Consider the following 17364-nt stretch of genomic DNA (forward strand, 5'->3'; position numbering starts at 1 on the left):
TTAGGCAGCCACGGCGGCGGCCGGTGGGGCGGCCGGGGCCTCAACGGGGCCCAGCCCGGCCGCCTGCCGGTAAAACGCCACCGTGGCGCTTACCATCGCGGCCACGTCGAAGCGGGGCCGGGCATAGGCGTACTGGCGCTGCTGCAAGCCGCGCAGCGCAGCGGGGTTGGCCAGCAAGCCGGCCAGTTGCGCGGCCACCGCCGCGGGGGCCGTGGCCTGCGCAATGGAAGCTTCGGGCGTGGCAGCCAGCAGCTCGGGGCTGCCGCCGGCCGCCAGGGCCAGCACTGGGCAGCCGGCCGCCAGCGCCTCGATAACGGCGTAGGGGCAGTTTTCGCGGGCAGCGGTGTGCACGTACACGTCGGCAGCGTGCAGCAGGGCAGCCACTTGCGTGTGGTAACCGAGCAGCACCACATCGTTTTCGAGGCCGTGCTGCGCGATGAGGGCGCGCAGCTTCGGCTCATCTTCGCCCTTGCCCACCAGCACCGTCACGCAGCTGGGGTGCAGCTGCCGCAGTTCGACGGCCACGGCCACCAGGTACTGCTGATTTTTGCGGGCCTCCAGCTGGCCGATGTTCAAAACGATGGGCCGGCCCGGGAACAGGGTCCGCAAATCGGGCCCGCTGCCGGGGCCCCCACCGGCGGCGGGCGGCGCAAAGGCGGCCATGTCCACGCCATTGTGGGCGATGGCCGTCTGGGCCCCGGCGGGCAAAAACTTCTGCGTCAGGCGCAGCGCGTACTCCGAAATCCCGAGGAAAAACCGGGTGCGGCGCAGCAAAAAATTGTACCAGCGCACCTCAAAGCGGGCGGCCCAGCTGGCCGGCGGCATCCCCAGCTGAATGACCACTTCCTCGCCCGGGTGGTCGTTGTAGTGGCCGGTCACCACCACCGGCACCCGGTCGCGCAGGGCCAGGCGGGCGGCCCAGCCGCTGGCCACGTCCTGGGCATTCACCACATCGTAGCGCGGGCCGCGGTCGATGGCGCAGAAGATTTCGGCCACCTGCCCCAGCTCCAGGCCCACGCGCCGGCCCAGGGGCCCCAGCAGCCCCAGCCCGCGCCGCACGGCGCCGATGGCGCGGCGCACCCACGGCGTCAGGTCGTCCTGCGTCACCACGGTAACCTGGTGGCCTTGGGCGCGCAGCAGGGCCCCCAGGCGCTCGTAGTGCACCCGCACGCCCGAGGCCGCGCCCGGCACTTGCAGCGAGGTCAGCAGGATGTTCATGGCGCGAGGGGTTGGTCGAAGGTTTCAAACACGGGCGATACGCTAGGCCGGCTTTCCAGGAAAGCTGTGTAGCGGGCCAGGCCCGGGTAGGCCGAAGCGGGTAGCCGGCGCAAGCCACGCAGCCGCCCCAGGCCCTGCTGCAACATCGGCCGCAGCTCATCCGAAGGCCAGCGGAGCACCACCGCGCCCAGCACCAGGGCCCCGGCGGCTATCTGGGCGAGCAGGGCCACCAAGGCGGGGGCGTGCAGCGGGCGCACCAACGTGGCCACGGCCAGCAAGCCCAGGCCCACGGCGGCAGCGTTCAGCAACCCGGGCTTGTAGATGGCAAACAGCCGGCCGTAGGGAATGCCAATGTCGCGGTGCGTGATGCGCATGTAGAGGAACGTGCGCACCACTTCGCCCGTGCCGATGGCCCCGGCAATGCCGGCCAGCCCGTAGCCCTTCAGGGCCCAAAACAGCGTGGCCAGCAGGGCCATAAACTCCAGGTTAAGGATGATTTTCTGCTTAAGATTGGCCCGGGCATCGGCTACTACACCGGCAAACAACGTGGTCATGCTCAGCGGGATGGACAGGCACAGCACCCGCAGGATGGGCACCGAAGCGGCCCACCGGGGCCCCAGCAGCACCTGCACCAGCTCGGGGGCCGCCACGGCCACGCCGGCGCACACGGGCAGCACCACGGTGGCCACCAGCGTACTGCTGGTGAGGTACAGGGCCCGGGTGCGGGGCAGGTCGTCCTGGATTTTGCTGAAGGCCGGGAAGGCCACCCGCGCCAGGCTGTTCGTCAGGAAGTACATGGGCAGGTACAGCAGCATGTAGGCCCGGTTGTAGATGCCCAGCAGCACCGAGCCCAGCAGCCGCCCAATCAGCAGCGTGTCAAGATTGCCGTTGATAAACTCCAGAAAGCCCACCACCGATACCCGCCCGCCGTAGCCCAGCAGCCGGGCGTAGGGGGCCCTGTCGAAGATGAAGCGCAGCGAGTGCCGCACCACCAGGTAGTTCATCAGGGCCGCGAAAAACTGCTGGGCTAGGCTGGCCGCCACCAGGCTCCACACGCCCGCGCCCAGCACCGCCATCGTGATGCCTACGCCGCCGTAGCCCAGTACGTAGGCCGCCACTTCTACCTTGGCAATCACCTCGAAGCGCATTTCGCGGCGCAGCAGGCTGGTGGCGGTGGCCCCCAGGCCCACGATGATGAAGCCCAGGGCCTGCATCCGCACCAGCGGCACCACGGCCTCGTTTTTCAAAAACAACACCGCCAGGGGGCCCCCAGCCAGGCAATGCCCGCCACGGCCAGCCCCAGGCCCAGCGAGGCCGTGAAGGTGGCCCGCACATCGTGGCCGTCAATCTCGGCGCGTTGCACTAGGGCGTGGCCCAGGCCCATCTCAGCAAAGTAGCTGCCGAAGCGCAACACCACGCCCGCCATGGCCACCAGCCCGAAGGCGGCGGGGTCGAGCAGGCGGGCCATCACGGCGGTGTAGCCAATCTGCATCACGGCGGTAAGCACCGTGGCGGCCGTCGTCCACTGCACACCGCGCACGGCGGCCGAAGACAGATTTTGGGTGGTTACGGCCATTTTTTGAGCTGTTGGCTATTAGCTGCTAGCTGTTAGCTTTTTACAATTGGAAGTGAATTCTATTTACCTTAAAAAGCTAACAGCTAGCAGCTAATGGCCAACAGCTCAAAAATGCTACGCGCCGTACTTATAGGCGTTGGCTTTGTAACGGTACTCGTATGTGTTGGCGAAGCGCACGTCATTAATGAGCAGGTAGAGCTGCTTCACTTTGTGGTCGCGATGCATTTCGTTGATCTGGTTCACCAGCGAGCGGTCGGTGTAGTTCTGGCGCACCACGTACACCTTGGCGTCGAGGTATTGCAGCAGCACCAGGAACTCGGACACGTAGCCCAGTGGCGGAATGTCCACTAGCAGGTAGTCGTATTCACCGCGCAACTGTTGCACTAGCTCGCCCAGCCGCGCGCTTTCCACCAGGCGGGTGGGATTCTGGGGCAGCGGGCCACAGCAAAACACGTCGAGGTTGTCGATGCTGGTGCTGCTACGGGCCTCCTCCAGGGTGCTGGTGCCTTCCAGGTAGGTGCTCAGGCCGTGGGCGGCCTTGCGGTCGATGCCGAAGTAGCCGGCCAGCGTGGGGCGGCGCATGTCGCACTCCAGCACCGCCACCCGGCGGCCGCTCTGGGCTAGCTCAGCGGCCAGGTTCACGGTGCAGAAGCTCTTGCCCTCGCCGGGCACCGACGACGTGACGCCAATCACGCGCTTATCGAGCCCGGCCGAGAGGTATTGCAGGTTCACGCGCACCGCCCGGAAAGCTTCCGCAATGGCGCTGCGCGGGTCGCTCAGCATGCTCTGCTTGTCCTCGTCGGTGCCGTGCGGAATGGCGCCCAGCAGGGGAATGCCGGTGAGGCGGGTCAGGTCTTCCTTGCTTTGCACGCGGCGGTTGGTCTTGTCCTGCATCAGCACGAAAGCGGCGGGCAGCACTAGGCCGGCCAGCAGCGCCAGCAAGGCAATGAGCAGCGGTTTGGGAGCCGAGGGTCCCAGGCCGTTTTGCTTGGCGGCGTCCACAATCTTCTTGTCGGTGGCGTTGGTGGCCAGGGCAATGGCGGCTTCGTTACGCTTTTCTACCAGGTAGTTGTAGTTCTTCTCGTTGAACTGGGAATTGGTTTGCAGTGAGCTGAGCTGGCGCTCGTTCTCGGGCATGCGGCTCAGTTGGCCGCGCACCTCGCCCAGTTGTTGGTCGGCATCGCGCAGCGCGCTACTAGACGAGTTCACCAGCCCGGTCAATGTCTGAATAAGCAGCTCCTTGGTTGTGCTGATTTTCTCGTCGAGCACCACCACGAGGGGGTTGATTTCGCTGGCGTTCACGATGAGGGCGGCGCGCTGGCTGCCCAGCTCCGAGAGCTGCTGGATGAGGCCGGTCGAGGCCGGGTCATCAATGCCGCCGCTGCTCAGGGCCGTTACGCTGCCGGCGCCGCGGTGGGCGCGCAGGTAAGAGAGCATGTTTTCGTAGCGCCGCTGAGTGGTGGCGAGACGGTTGCGGGTAGCGTTCAGCTCGTTCTGCTGCTGAATGCCCACGCCCGACTGGGCCCCGGCGTCCACCACACTGTTGGCCGAGCGGAAGGAGCTAAGGTCTTGAGCGGCGCGCGTTTTCGAGCCCGACAGCTTGCTGATTTCGTTATCGAGGAAGGCCAGGGTTTTGCCGCCCACCTGGTTCTTCTGGCTCAAGTCGTCCTGCACGTAGGTAGTCATCAGCGTGTTGAGGAACTGAACTTCTTTGGCTGGCACGGTGCCCGAGGTGGTCAGCTCCAGGATGCGCGACTCGTGGTCGGTGGGGCGCACCTTGAGGCGGGCCTGATACTCGGCCGTGAGGCTGGCCAAGTCGTTCAGCTTGAAGAAGTATTTGGCCTTGGCGCCCCCCAGCTGGTCGGGCTCGGGGCGGAACACCAACGTCAGCAAAGGGCTGCGCAGCGTATCGCCAGCGGCCACGGTCTGGTCAAACTCCACATCGTTCACCTCGCGCACCAAGTCGCCGGTGGCCAACATGCGCAGTTGGCCAAGCTTGGCATCGGCGTGCACCCGGAACTTGTTGCCCGGCAGCGACTCCACGTAGATGGGCACGCCCGTGAGCTGGGGTCGGGCCGGCACGGCCACCACCCAGAAGGGCATGTCGCCGGCGGCCCGCTCGCGCACTTGCAGCGGCCGCACCCAGTTCAGCCACGAGTTGGGCTCAGCGTAGTAGCTCACCGAAAACGGCAGCTGCGCCAGTGTGCGCCGCATCATGCCTGACGAGGAGAGCAAGCCCACTTCGTCTTCCAGCTTGAGGCCTTTGGGCTTGCTGTCAAGCAGTTGCAGCAGCTCCTGGGCCTGCTTGGAACCCGTCGACTGGTCGCCGATGAGCAGGGTGGACTGAAAATCGTACACCGGAGACTTCACCTGAAGGTACACCCAGGCCAGGGCCCCGGTAATGGCCAAGGTCCCGACGAACCAGGTCCAGCGGCGGCGGAGCTTAAAAAAGAGCTCGTGTAAATCTAATTCGGCAGCAAAAGGGGTAGGACGCGCTTCCATAAGTATATACCCGGGACAAAACCCCGGAATCAGTCAATTAAACCCGTTTAATTATCTAGTAAGATAGCTGATCAACAGCACAATGGCAGAAATGCCGGCAAACACCAGGCCCAAGTTATTGGCATTGCCCCGCTCGGTGCGCGCTTTCAGCGGTTCCACGTACAGGGCGTCGTTCGGCAGCAAATAATAGTAGGGCGATTGCAGCAGGTTGGCATCGGTCAGGTCCAGTAATACGACTTCCGACCCTTTGGCGGTTTGCCGAACGAGCTTAACGTTCTGGCGGTTACCGAATTCGGTAAGGTCGCCGGCCATGCCCAGGGCCTCCAATACGGTGGCTTGCGGGTTATAAATAAAATAGCGGCCTGGCGTACGCACCTCGCCCAGCACCGTAATTTTAAAGCTCAGCAATTTCACCAACACGTTGGCGTCGCGCACGTAGGCGCCCACCTTCTGCTCGAGCAGCACCTGCGCCTGGGTCAAGCTGATGCCCGTCACCTTGAGGCGACCTACGGTGGGCAGGTTGATGGTGCCGGCCTCGTCGATGGGGTAGCCCGTGAGGTAAAGGGTGCTGGGGTCGCCCGACACCATGCTCTGGGGCGTCGGCACGTTAAAGAGTTCGCTCAGGGCGGGCTGCACGCTCTGCACCCGGATGCTGAGTACGTCGCCGGGCTGGAGCAAGTACGCCGGGCGAGCGTTGGCCACTTCCACTGGCTTCTGCTTCGAGTAGCTGCTGCTCTGCAAGTACGGCAGCTTTTGCTGCGTCACGCAGCCCCCCAACCCCAGCAAAAACAACCAGCCCAGCAAGCGAAATCGGAGAAGTAACATCATGAGCAAAGTATTCAAGAAGCTGAATTAAGAAGATATAAAGCAGGATTGCAAGTTTTGCGACAAAAATACTTACCTGTGGCGCAGCAGCGCCCAGGCACGGGCCTCAGCTAAAACCTCCCAAACGGTAGAATTCGCTGAACCATACGTGTTTTAACCCGTTTGCGGTTGTGCAACAAGCCTGCCGCTTTATCCGCCCCGCCCCCGGGGCCCCACCCGCCGCCGGGCCCACCCCGCGGAAACTCCACAACGCACGCCGCCGTAAAGCGGCGCTGCGGCCGGGCTAACGCCCTGATTGTTTGGGGCGGCCTCGCGGGACCGGCTGTTCAGCGGCCAGCCCCTTACTTCGTATGATCCAATACCCAGCCCCCGCCATGAAAAACCTTTTTCCTGCATTCATTTTTTTATTGATGGCCGCCGGCTGCAATTCCTCCGCCCCGGCCGATAAAGCAGCCGCCGGGGCCCCCGCGGCAAAAGCCGCTGCCCCGGGCGACACTTTGCAGCAGGCCGTGGCCAAGTACGTGGCGGCCCACGCCGATGCCTTCCCCGGCTACGAGCCCGTGCGCTGGGGGGCCCCCGCCGCCTACACCAAAATAAACGAGGCCGCCATCAAGGGCGTGGTGGCCATGCAGGCTTTTGACGATGCCCTGACGCCCCGCAACCAGGCGCTGGCCAACTACAAAGCCTCGCTGGCCCGCCACGACGCGCCGGCCAAAACGGCCGCCATCATGGGCCTCTACGGCAAGGCCAACAAGCACAACGACTCACTGCTGGTCATCGCCAACAGCTTCATCGGGGTGAAGGACTCGACCCGCTTGGGCACCCAACTGGTGCACGCCTACCGCGCCAAAAACCAGGCTGGGGCCCTGGCCCTCGACAGCGCCACGTTCGTGGTGTACCCCGGCGGCCGCGTCGAGCAGCTGTAGGCCGGCCCGGAGCCAAGCGGCCGCGACTAATTTTTCTTATGCAAACAATATTATTTCTTCAATATACTATATATTTGAAGCAATGAACCTGTGCGGTTTCGGGTGGCAACGTGCTGATAAAACTGTAATTATCTGCTACGCCCCGCTGGCTGGGGGCCACAAAAAGCCGCTTGGTGCGCCGCATGCGCCGCTGGGGCCGCTCCCAGCCGAACCCCATTTTGCATCTTTTGCCAGGGCCCCATCCTCAGCGGGCCGGCTCTCGTAAGTCCGCATGGTATTGAAGCCATAAAAAACAGCATCCTTTTTCCATCCCTACGCCGCCCCCAGCTATGACCACGCTCCACAACATGCCGGAAGACATCAAGAACTTCCTTCGGGCGCATGGCTTAGCCCCCACGGGGCCCCTGGCCGCCGAGCATCAGGTGGGGGTGCAGCTGGCCATCTCGCGCGTGGCCGACCTGGTAATGAGCACCTTTGAGGAGCTGGCCGGCCAGCCCGGCGGCCGTGATACCCTCTGGAACGCGGCCCGCGCCGCGCACGCCACCCCGCAGCCCGACGCCGATGCTGACTTGGTGAAAACGACCCTCGACGACCGCTACCACGGCAAAGTGCACGGTGTGGCCACGGCCGCCGGTATTCAGACCGCATCGGTAAACCAGCTGGTAGAGCAGGTGAGCGGCGCGGCCCTCAGCATCATGGGCGGCTTGGTGAACCAGAATAACTGGACGGCCCAGGATCTGAGCCAGTGGCTGCGGCCCCACCCGGGCACCGCCACCGCCGGGGCCCCATTGGCGGCCGCCGAATACGCGGCCATGCCCGCACCGGCCGCTGCCGCTACGGCCGGGGCCTCCTCGTGGGTGGCGCGGCACGCCAACGCGCTGCTATTGGGCGTGGGCTTCATTGCGGTGGCCGAGTTTGGCTACATCCTGGGCACCCGCAACCCGGACGCGGAAGTGGCCACAACCACGGCGGCCCCGGTGGCCGAGGCGGGGGCCCCCACGGGCCGGCCCTACACGGCCGTGCCAGTGGCCAGCATCACATCGGCGGCCGACGCGGCCCGTGGCAAAACGGCAGTGCCGGTGGTACTTAAGCTCAAGAATGGGGTGCGCCAGATCATCGGGTCCAACTCGACGGAAAGCAAGCTCTATCAGTTCCTGATCGACCCCACCAAGGAAGTTGACATGATGGACCCAGCGAAAGGCTGGATTGGCTTCGACCGCATCTACTTCGAATCGAACAAGGCTATTCTGACCAACGAGTCGCTGTGGCAGCTCTCCAACATTGCCAGCATCCTCAAGCGGTTTCCGGCGGCCAAGGTGAAGCTGGGCGGCTACACCGACAATTCGGGCAGCGCTTACATAAACCTGCGCCTGAGCCAGGAGCGCGCCAAGGCCGCCATGACCACCCTCGTGAGCATGGGCGTACCGTCCGACCGCCTCACCTCGGTGGGCTACGGGGCCCTGGACGGCATCGCCGACAACGACACCGAAGAAGGCCGTTCCCTCAACCGCCGCGTGAGCATGCAAGTGGTGCAGAAATAGGGCCCCGGCACCCGATTCTTCCGACTTCTAGCCAACAATTAACAACAAAAAGAGCGACCTTAACAGGCCGCTCTTTTTTATGCAATATGCTTTGCAACAGCTACTTATTGCGCCACTTATAAAACTGCAAGGTGCGGATGGTATCGGGCCGCTTGTCGAAGTTGCCGGTCAGGCTGTCGAGGGCGGCCTCGCCGTAGAGCAGGAAGTTGTAGAGGCGGTTGTCGCGCTGGGCAACGGCCTGCTGCAAGGTGGCTTTGGCGGCCCAGCTGGCGTACAGCATGCGGCCTAGGGTGTTGCCGAACTGGTTTTGCAGCACGCGGCGCTGGTTGCGCACGGCGTAGTACTGCTTCCAGGCGGCGGGCCACGGAATGCCGTCGCGGTCGAACGAGGCGGGGTGGTAGAATACGCTGCGCGGCACCGTCACGATAGGGAAACCGTTCTTCTGGGCCCGGGTCATGTACTCCACCTCATCACCCCAGATAAACAGATTTTTGTCGGGTATACCAATGGTTTCCACCACTTTGCGGTGCACCAGCGTACCGTTGAAGAACGAGGCCACGCCATAAATTAGGTCCACGCCGGTCATGTCGCTCACCTTGCGGTAAGCCTGGTTGGGGCGGTCCACGAAGAAGGCCAACTCGTCGCGGCTGTTCACGCTCACCGACATCGAGTTCTTGATGCAGGGCCCCAGGTTGGGCGCAGCCACCAGGGCGGCCAAGGCGTCGGGCGCGGCCAGGCAGTCGTCGTCCATGCACCAAATCCAGGTGTGGCCGGCGCGGTAGGCCGTGTCGATGCCCGTGGCGAAGCCGCCGGCCCCGCCCAGGTTGGCCTGGGTCGTCACCAGCAGGTCGGTTTGGGTGGCCAGCCACTCGGCCGTGCCATCGGTGCTGCCGTTGTTCACGATGAAGATGGCGTCGAGCTTATGCGTTTGTTCACGCAGCGTATCGAGGCACTTCTGGAGGTCGGCCAGGCGGTTGTAGGTAACTACTAAAGCGGCAATAGTTTCCATAACTATTTCTTTTTTAGCGCTAAAACGCGCGATTTAGTAAATGCAATGGCCTCGCGTAGGTGCGACACCTTGATGACTTCGATGCCCTTCCAGCGCAGGTACACATACATGGCCCCCGTGATGTAGGCCTCCGTGAGCACCAGCGCGTAGGCGGCCCCCACGTGGGCGTAGCGCCGGATGAGGAGCATGTTCAGGGCCAGCCCCACCACCGAGCCCACGGCCGTGACCGTGAAAAAGGCGCGGTCCATGCGCAGGTTCAGCATGGTGTGCAGGCCCAGCAGGTTGCTCATGCCGATGATGAGCGGCAGCAGCGCCACGATGCGCAGGATGGTGACGGCCCCCGCAAACTTGGCCCCGTAGAGCAGCGTGATGACGTAGGGCCCCACCAGCCACAGACCAGCGCTCACGCAGGCCATCACAATAAAGAGCGGAAAAAACGTGGTGCGCACCATGCGCAGCCCCTGCTCGCGCCCCTGCCCAAAAGCCTGGGCCACAATGGGAAAGAACGCCTGGTTGAGCGCCAGGCCCACGAACGACTCGGCCATCCCTTCGAGCCGCGTACCGGCCGCGTAGATGCCCACATTGTACGGAATGGTGAGCAGGCCGAGGATGAACACGTTCGAGCTGGCGTAGATCGTAATCATCACCGACGAGAAAAACAGCGTGCGGTCTTCTTTGAAGCGGTTGCGCAGCTCGGGGCCCGTGGGCCAGCTAAACTTAATTTTGAAACGCCGCACGGCCACGTAAAGCGCCACCACGCTCACCAAAATCTGCGACACGCTGATGGCCAGGTTCTGGTACACGTAGTCGTCGGCCTTGCGGATGAGCAGCAGCACCGAGAGCGAAAAGATGATCTTCACGGCCAAGTTGAACATGGCCACACGCCCCAGGTCTTCCATGGCCTGGTACAGCCAGAACGGCGAGAGAACCGTGCCAATGCACACCAGAAACGTGCAGATGTGCAGCCCCAGGTGCCCCTTGAACTCGGGGTTGGAGAGCGTGACGACCGTGAACACGACCACCGACAGGGCCCACAGCAGCGCCTTGCCGGCCATTACCTGGCTGAAAATGCGGCTGGTGGCCTCGGTATCGGCGCGGTTGGCCGCAATCACGCGCACGGCCGCCATGTCGAAGCCGTAGTTGATGAGCAGGCTGAAGTACGTGACGTAGGCCTGCGAAAAGTTGAGCAAGCCCAGCTTGTCGGGCCCGATGATGCGCACCACGTAGGGCACCGTGAGCAGCGGCAGCAAGAAGTTGGCCACCTGCACACTGAACAGCGACGCTACATTGACGGCGAAGCGGCGCATAGTGGGCTTGGCCATGCCTGCCTCGTCTTTAACAATGGTAATCTCGTCGCTCACTAAAAATGGGTTAAATGAAGGCAGAAAACCACCGGACGGGCGCTTGCAGCGGCGGGCTCCGGGGGCCTGGGGCCCGCCGCTGCAAGCGCCCTACATACGGGGCCAACCCGCTTTAAGTCAGATAATTTAGCAGGTAAAGGACAGCCTTCGGGTTATTTTTAAATAATTTTTGCGCGCTTAAAATCGATTGTTCTCCTCCTTCTTTGAGCACAATCATCAATCAGCTAACCAGTTAATTGCCTACATATCTTTTGATGTACAGTTTCGTTTTTGTTTTAAAATTCATAAAAAATCTTCATTCTATTCTTTATTCACCGGGCGGTGGGCCCCCAGATGAAACGCGAGTGCAAGCCAGGCAGTTACTTTGCAATTCTAACCGTTTATACCTCACTTTTTATCAAATCCTTATGCTCCGAATTATTCTCGTATTGCTGTGCTGCTTGCTCGGCCTGGTCGATGCTCCAGAAGCCACCGCCGCTGCCAGCGCCCCCACCGCCGACCACCATCCGCGCTACAAAGCCTATAAGTACCGGGGCCAGGCGCGCAAGCGCAACGCCCGCATGGGCTTCTTCGCCCGGCGGCGGGCCCGGCGGCAGGCCAAGCGCGCCCAGCAGCCCAAGCACCGCGGCGTCATCAAAGTGGGCGACCTGGAGGGTACCATGCCCAAGTAGTCGCCGCCCCCCGGCCAGCGCCCTAACAGGGCCCCACAGCAAAAACAGCCGCCCAAAATTGGGCGGCTGTTTTTGTTTAGCGTCTTGGTTAGCAGCGCATTACCACGAGCCGCTGTTATCGTTGCTGGTATCGTCGAAGCCGCCGCCGCCGGTGTCGTCCGAGGAAGTGTCGTCGTAGGAGGAATCGTCGGAAGAGAAGTAATCGCCCGACGGCTCGTTGCCGGTGTTGTCGTTGGAGAAGTAATCGGGGGCGCTTTCGTTGGCCTCCCCGCCACGCCCGGCGAAGTAGTCGCCCGCGGCGCCGGTGCCCGCAGCCCCAGCGGCGGCACCACCCGCCGCATCCGCACCGCTGCCAAAGCCAGCGTTGTTGGTGCCGAAATTTTGCGCGCTGCCGGCGTTGCCGCTGTGGCCCTCCGACATGCGGTTGCCGAGGTAAGCGCCCGCGGCGGCGGCGGCCCCGGTGGCCAAAATGCTGCCCATGCCCAAGCCGCTGCCGCCCTGGTTGGGGGCCTGGCCAGAACCGTAGTTGCCGCCCTGGGGCGAATTTGGCAGGAAGTTGGGCGGGCCGCCCGGCCGATTAGGCTGATTAGGGTTGGGTTGGTTGGGGTAGAAGTTCGGGTTGTTGGACGCCTGGGGCCCCGGTGCGGCGCTGTCCGCACTCTTGCGCCGAAACATGCGAACCAATAAATACAACAGGCCGCCCATCACAACTGCGCCAATGAGCAGCACGCCCGTACCAATGCCCGGGCCCGCGGAATCCGTCGAAGCGGGAGCCGCCGTCAGGCCGCCTCCGCCGTTAGTGGCCATGTTGCTGGCTGGAGCACCGGGCGCGGCGCTGGGCACCTCGCTGTTCAGGGCCGGGGCAGCGGCGGCGGCCGGGGCGGCCGCAGTGGGGGCCCCGGCGGCGGCCGGAGTGGTGGTTTTGTTGGGGTTGGAGGCGGGGTTGGCGGCCAGCATCAACGTGCTCAGGCCTTTGCGCAAGCCCGCGAAGTAGTTGTTCTGCTTGAAGCTGGGTCCAAAATCCTGGGCGATGACGCGCTGCGTGAGGGCGGGCGTGATTTTATCAACCAAGCCGCTGCCGGGCTGGATGGTGACCTTGTGCTCCTGGGCGGCCACGATGACCACGAGGCCGTTGTTTTTGCCGCGCTGGCCCACGCCCCAGGCCGTGCCCAGGGCCCGGCCGTAGTCCGACACCTGGCGGCCGCCCAGGCTGGGCACCGTCACCACCACCACTTGGGTGCCGGTTTGGTCGGCGTAGCGGCGCAGGCCGCCTTCGAGTTTTTTGGCGTCAGCGGGGGCCATCAGCTTGGCCTGGTCCGTCACGAACTGGAACGGTACCGGGCGGGCGGGCAACCCAGCGGCCGACTGGGCCGCAGCGGGCCGGGCCAGGGCCCCCACAAAGAGCAGGGCGAGAAGCAACGGACGAAACATGGCGACAGAAGAAAAGGGTGAATTTTTTGCCTTCTACGGCGTTTGGGCCCCCGGGGCTACGCGCCGCCGCGGGGGCCCCGGGCCAACAACATTAGGGCCCCCGCCAACTTCCACGAGGGAAGGGGCGTTGTGTAGGGCGGGCTGGGGTGCCGCGCGCCAATCCTTCGGGGTGGGCGGCTGCGTACCTCCCCGTGCGTTTGGCTTGTGCAAGGTGCAGAAGCCCGCCGCGGTTGCCGATTGGCAATGCGGCACTGCCCCAGCGGCCCGCTTTGCGGCGGGCCATCAGTTGGTTTTTCCTTCTTTATGCTGCTTCCCAAATTTGCGCCCCCCCGCTCCTTCCACGCCGAGCTGAAGCGCCGCACGGCCGAGTATTTCCAAACCACGGGCAAGGCCCAAACCGGCAACGCCTCGCTGCTGGGCAAGGCCGCCCTGCTGCTCGGGGCCCTGGTAGTCCTGTACGTGCACTTGGTGTTCTTCACGCCCGCCACCGGCTGGGCCCTGGCCGAGTGCGTACTAATGGGCGGCGTACTGGCCCTCATCGGCTTCAATGTGATGCACGACGGGGCCCACGGCAGCTTCAGCCGCCACGGTTGGCTGAACAAGGTGGCGGCCTTCACCCTCAACGTGTTTGGGGGTAGCAGCTACATGTGGGACGCCAAGCACAACACCGTGCACCACATGTATACTAATATCGAGGGTGTGGACGACGACCTCGACATCCGGCCCTGGATGCGCCTGACGCCCGACCAGCCCCGCCACCGCGCCCACCGCTTCCAGCACCTGTACTTTGGGTTTTTCTACTGCCTGCTCTACATCTCCTGGATTCTCTTTACCGACTACCAGAAGTACTTCAGCCGCAAAATTGGCAGCGTGGCCCTCAAGCCAATGAGCACCAACGACCACCTCATTTTCTGGGGTTTCAAGCTGTTGAATTTGGGATTATTCGTGGCGCTGCCCGTGTACATGCTGGGCTGGGGCCCCTGGCTCGCGGGCTTCCTGCTGACGGGCGCCGTGGCCGGCTTCACGCTCAGCATCGTGTTCCAGCTGGCGCACACCGTCGAGCAGGCCGCTTTCCCGGTGCCCCACGAAACTACCCGCAAAATGGAGGACGAGTGGGCCATTCACCAGCTGCGCACCACCGCCAACTTCGCCACCGACAACCGCGTGATTAGCTGGCTCGTAGGGGGCCTCAACTTCCAAGTTGAGCACCACTTGTTCCCCAAAATCTCGCACGTGCACTACCCCAAGCTGAGCAAAATCATCCGCCAGACTTGCGAAGAGTTCGGCCTCCCCTACCAGGAATACCCCAAAATGCGCTACGCCGTGGCCTCGCACGTAGCCTTCCTCCGGCAGATGGGCCGGGCGTAAGATTTAGCTATCTGTATCTGTAGAGACGCATCTTTGCGTCTCAATCGTTGAACGGTCGGTATTCGTACGGCCGGGCAGCGATTGAGACGCAAAGATGCGTCTCTACTTGTTTTTTAAGGCGGCCAGCATCCGGTTAAGGTCGGCGCGCTGGTAGGCTTTGCCGCGTGATACCACCGCAGCTATCTGCTTCACGTTGTTGATATTGGCTAGCGGGTTGGCGTTCAGCAGCAGCAAATCGGCGTCTTTGCCCACGGCGATGCTGCCGCTGCGCTCGGCCACGCCCATGAACCGGGCCCCATTGAGGGTGGCCGCGCGCAGGGCCTGGGCGGGCGTGAGGCCGGCTTGCACCAGCAGCGCCAGCTCGTCTTGCAGCGAGGCCCCGGGGTAGGTGAACGAGTTGAAAGCCCCGCTGTCGGAGCCCGCCAGCAGCACGACGCCCGCGGCCTGCATCTGCGGCACCAGCGTCATGAACTTGGCCTCCAGCTTCTGGGTGAAGGCCCGGGCGGCGGCCGGCTGCTGGCGGGCGCTGGCCAGCCGCCGCGCGTAGGTGGCCTGGATTTTAGGATCGATGTAGGCCCGCAGCGAGTCACGGGCGTGGTCGTTGTCGGGCAGCTCGGCCAGGGTTTTGCCGATGGCCAGCGTGGGCACGGCGGCCGTGTGGTGGGCGGCCATCACCCGGAAAATACGCGCCGCCGCGGCCGGGCTGTACGTGTCGTACACAGCCGGCAGCATGGCAAACAGGCCCAGCGGCTTGGGCGTTTTCAAGCTGGCGCGCACCACGGCCGTGAGGCTATCCTCCTTGCCTGAGCAGGCCTTGAAGACGTAGTACAGGTGCTCGGTAGCATCCAGGCCCCGGGCCACGGCGTCGCCCAACGTGGCGGAGTAGGGCATGTGACCGGTGGTTTTCATCCCGCGGGCCTCGGCCTGGGTGATGACGTTCAGGTAGGCTTCGGCCGAAATCTTGCTGTCGTAAATCTTCACAAAATCCACCTTCAGCCGTTGCAGCGAGTCGAGGGCCCGGCTGACTTGGTTGGGCGTTTCCACTTCCAGCGAGCCGGGCCAGTAGGCCCCGGGGCCGTCTATTTTGGGCCCCGAGGTGAAGATGCGGGGCCCCGCCAGCGTGCCCGCGTCCTCCTGGCGCCGCCACTCAAAAACGCGGGCCGTGAGGTCGCCACCGCAGTCGCGCACCGTTGTGATGCCGTGGACCAGGTACAGCGCGAGGCTCTTCTTGTTGGCCGCCGCCAGGCTATCGCCGCCCCGGAAGTGCACGTGCATGTCCCACAGCCCGGGCATAAGGTAGCGGCCGGTGCCGTCGATGGTTTGCCGGGCGGCGTAGCGGGCCTGAGCCGCGGGGCCCACTTGCACAATTTTGCCGCCGGCCACGGCCACCGTTTGGTCGGGCCGCACCTGGCCGGTGGCCACGTCCACCACGCCCACGTGGCTGATTACCAGATCGTAGGTTTTGGCGGGCGCGGCCGGGCGGGTCGCGCCCGCCAGCAGCGCAGCCCCGGCCAGGCCGAGGGCAAGCTTATAGTTTTTCATGCGGCTAAGTTGGGCCCGCGGGGGGGCAACTACGGGCCGGGCGCTACGCCGCGGGGGCCCCAGCGCGGCATCGGCCACCGACACCATGGCCCGCTCGAAGCGCAGGCGGCCAGCGGCGGCGGTTTCGGCCGGCTCGAAGCCGTTGCGGCGCAGTACCTGCTGGGCAGCGGGGGCATCGGCCGGGGCGTGGGCCACCAGGCGGCGCACCACGCCCGTGGCGGCGGCCTGCTGCACCAGCCCACCCACCAGCTCGGTGGCCAGGCCCTGGCCGCGCCATTCGTCGGCAATGGCAAAGTCCAACTCAGCTGTACCCGCCGCGTCCGGGGGCCCCAGGAAGCCGCCCGCGCCCACCAGCGTACGCGGCACATCGCCCGCGGCTTTGCGCAGCGCGTACCAGCCGTACCAGCCGGCCGCGTCGCGCCCGCCAGCGGTGAGTTTTTCCAGGGTGCTTTCTAGTGCCTCGCGGTGGGGACCGGCGGGCGGCCAGGCGGCGGGCAGGGCGGCCCCGAGCAGCACGGGAAAATACTGGGGCTTGTGCAGCTCAGCGGTGAGCAGGGCCCGGCTGGCGGCGAGGATGGTCAGGTGGGGCGTGTGGGCAATCAATGGAATCATAGGGGGCTTATACGGCGCCGTGCGGCGGAAGGCGACGGCGCGCCCGGGACCCCAGCGGCGGCGCGGGCCCGGGGGCCCTAGGCCCGCGCCACCACCGCACAACGGCGCAGCGAAATGCAATCAAAGCAGGGAATTCTACCTTTGTGTTTCATAAACGAAGTCTTGCTACCTACTATTTTCTTCGAAAATGCTGCCGGCTGGGCCGCGGCCGACCTCGCCGGCTTCGTGCGCGTGCAGTGGGGCCCCAGGCGCGCACTTTGGCCGATACGTGCGCGCTGTTCACGCAAATTTCCCTGGGCTTACAGCAGCACGGATGGAGCCGCGTGCTCATCAACCAAATCGGCATGGCGCCCTTCTCCCCCGACGAGCAGCAGTGGGTGGCCCGGACCTGGCTGCCCCAGGCCGTGGCCAACGGCGGCTACCGCCACGGGGCCATCATCGTATCGCCCAACGTATTTGTGCGGCTGGCCACTACTTACGCCACCGCCCAAGTGCAAGACCTGGCCATCACCTACCGCACTTTCAACTTCGAAACTGAAGCCGTGCGCTGGTTGCTGGAGCAGCCACTAGGGCCTCAGTAGCCGCGGGCGCATGGCCCTACCCGAATCGCAAGCTTCTTATTTGCAACGGACAACCCTGCTCCTACCGGGCCCCCCGCCGCGGCGCGCTCGCGGCCAGCCGCACCCGAATGTATTGCTGGAGCCACATCGGGTAGAGGTTGTAGCCCACGTTGGTGAGCGCCAGCAGCCCGGCCCAGCCCGCCTGCCCCTGCGCCGCGGCGT

General features: G+C 64.4%; 12 protein-coding genes and 1 pseudogene. 5 read left to right on the forward strand and 8 right to left on the reverse strand.

The features are described from left to right. The 4 genes and pseudogenes from BEN49_RS11130 to BEN49_RS11150 all read right to left on the reverse strand — a co-directional run bounded on the left by BEN49_RS11130 (window position 1) and on the right by BEN49_RS11150 (window position 6124). Window positions 1-1218, reverse strand: a complete 1218-nt coding sequence (locus BEN49_RS11130; RefSeq protein ID WP_070743307.1) for a glycosyltransferase family 4 protein — start codon at window positions 1216-1218, stop codon at window positions 1-3. Continuing rightward, window positions 1215-2794: pseudogene (locus BEN49_RS11135) on the reverse strand (lipopolysaccharide biosynthesis protein). The gene BEN49_RS11130 and the pseudogene BEN49_RS11135 overlap by 4 nt, the downstream one beginning before the upstream one ends. 114 nt (window positions 2795-2908) lie before the next feature. Next, a complete protein-coding gene (locus BEN49_RS11145) occupies window positions 2909-5296 on the reverse strand; it encodes an exopolysaccharide transport family protein (RefSeq protein ID WP_070743315.1) in 2388 nt (795 codons plus the stop codon). A 51-nt stretch (window positions 5297-5347) separates the two neighbouring features. Next, window positions 5348-6124, reverse strand: a complete 777-nt coding sequence (locus BEN49_RS11150) for a polysaccharide biosynthesis/export family protein (protein ID WP_070743318.1) — start codon at window positions 6122-6124, stop codon at window positions 5348-5350. Between the two features lie 371 nt (window positions 6125-6495). Between BEN49_RS11150 and BEN49_RS27875 the strand changes: the two genes are divergently transcribed. Beyond that, window positions 6496-7047 carry a hypothetical protein gene (locus BEN49_RS27875; protein WP_158022846.1) on the forward strand — a complete coding sequence of 184 codons (552 nt, stop codon included), beginning with the start codon at window positions 6496-6498 and terminating at the stop codon, window positions 7045-7047. Between the two features lie 329 nt (window positions 7048-7376). Beyond that, on the forward strand, window positions 7377-8588 hold the full coding sequence (locus BEN49_RS11160; protein WP_070743324.1) for an OmpA family protein: 1212 nt from the start codon (window positions 7377-7379) through the stop codon (window positions 8586-8588). Between the two features lie 100 nt (window positions 8589-8688). Here BEN49_RS11160 and BEN49_RS11165 read toward each other — a convergent pair whose 3' ends face one another. Together BEN49_RS11165 and BEN49_RS11170 are read right to left on the reverse strand one after the other, a co-directional pair. Next, window positions 8689-9597 (reverse strand): glycosyltransferase, encoded by a 909-nt coding sequence (locus BEN49_RS11165; protein WP_070743326.1) that lies wholly within the window; start codon window positions 9595-9597, stop codon window positions 8689-8691. A gap of 2 nt (window positions 9598-9599) precedes the next feature. Next, complete coding sequence (locus tag BEN49_RS11170; protein WP_239691908.1) at window positions 9600-10958, reverse strand: flippase; 1359 nt, start codon at window positions 10956-10958, stop codon at window positions 9600-9602. Window positions 10959-11365: 407 nt separating this feature from the next. Here BEN49_RS11170 and BEN49_RS11175 point away from each other — a divergent pair, with 407 nt between their 5' ends. Further along, a complete protein-coding gene (locus BEN49_RS11175; RefSeq protein WP_070743330.1) occupies window positions 11366-11629 on the forward strand; it encodes a hypothetical protein in 264 nt (87 codons plus the stop codon). Between the two features lie 99 nt (window positions 11630-11728). Here BEN49_RS11175 and BEN49_RS11180 read toward each other — a convergent pair whose 3' ends face one another. Further along, window positions 11729-13060 carry a TPM domain-containing protein gene (locus BEN49_RS11180; protein WP_083325999.1) on the reverse strand — a complete coding sequence of 444 codons (1332 nt, stop codon included), beginning with the start codon at window positions 13058-13060 and terminating at the stop codon, window positions 11729-11731. 303 nt (window positions 13061-13363) lie between these two features. On the opposite strand from BEN49_RS11180, the gene BEN49_RS11185 reads away from it, so the two are divergent. Continuing rightward, window positions 13364-14428 (forward strand): fatty acid desaturase family protein, encoded by a 1065-nt coding sequence (locus BEN49_RS11185; protein WP_070743336.1) that lies wholly within the window; start codon window positions 13364-13366, stop codon window positions 14426-14428. A 102-nt stretch (window positions 14429-14530) separates the two neighbouring features. Here the strand turns inward: BEN49_RS11185 and BEN49_RS11190 are convergent, their stop codons facing one another. Beyond that, on the reverse strand, window positions 14531-16582 hold the full coding sequence (locus BEN49_RS11190) for a GNAT family N-acetyltransferase (protein WP_083326000.1): 2052 nt from the start codon (window positions 16580-16582) through the stop codon (window positions 14531-14533). A gap of 257 nt (window positions 16583-16839) precedes the next feature. On the opposite strand from BEN49_RS11190, the gene BEN49_RS11195 reads away from it, so the two are divergent. Beyond that, the gene (locus BEN49_RS11195) at window positions 16840-17163 is read left to right on the forward strand and encodes a hypothetical protein (RefSeq protein ID WP_125916750.1); all 324 of its coding nucleotides are present in this window, start codon (window positions 16840-16842) and stop codon (window positions 17161-17163) included. Window positions 17164-17364 lie beyond the last annotated feature (201 nt).

Source organism: Hymenobacter coccineus (assembly GCF_001816125.1).
Lineage (GTDB): Bacteria > Bacteroidota > Bacteroidia > Cytophagales > Hymenobacteraceae > Hymenobacter > Hymenobacter coccineus.

Excerpts from the sequence above, each read along its gene's own strand:
- BEN49_RS11190 (WP_083326000.1), bottom strand. The coding sequence starts at position 16,582 with ATGATTCCATTGATTGCCCACACGCCCCACCTGACCATCCTCGCCGCC.
- BEN49_RS11160 (WP_070743324.1), top strand. The coding sequence starts at position 7,377 with ATGACCACGCTCCACAACATGCCGGAAGACATCAAGAACTTCCTTCGG.
- BEN49_RS11185 (WP_070743336.1), top strand. The coding sequence starts at position 13,364 with ATGCTGCTTCCCAAATTTGCGCCCCCCCGCTCCTTCCACGCCGAGCTG.
- BEN49_RS11180 (WP_083325999.1), bottom strand. The coding sequence starts at position 13,060 with ATGTTTCGTCCGTTGCTTCTCGCCCTGCTCTTTGTGGGGGCCCTGGCC.
- BEN49_RS27875 (WP_158022846.1), top strand. The coding sequence starts at position 6,496 with ATGAAAAACCTTTTTCCTGCATTCATTTTTTTATTGATGGCCGCCGGC.
- BEN49_RS11145 (WP_070743315.1), bottom strand. The coding sequence starts at position 5,296 with ATGGAAGCGCGTCCTACCCCTTTTGCTGCCGAATTAGATTTACACGAG.
- BEN49_RS11165 (WP_070743326.1), bottom strand. The coding sequence starts at position 9,597 with ATGGAAACTATTGCCGCTTTAGTAGTTACCTACAACCGCCTGGCCGAC.
- BEN49_RS11130 (WP_070743307.1), bottom strand. The coding sequence starts at position 1,218 with ATGAACATCCTGCTGACCTCGCTGCAAGTGCCGGGCGCGGCCTCGGGC.
- BEN49_RS11175 (WP_070743330.1), top strand. The coding sequence starts at position 11,366 with ATGCTCCGAATTATTCTCGTATTGCTGTGCTGCTTGCTCGGCCTGGTC.
- BEN49_RS11150 (WP_070743318.1), bottom strand. The coding sequence starts at position 6,124 with ATGATGTTACTTCTCCGATTTCGCTTGCTGGGCTGGTTGTTTTTGCTG.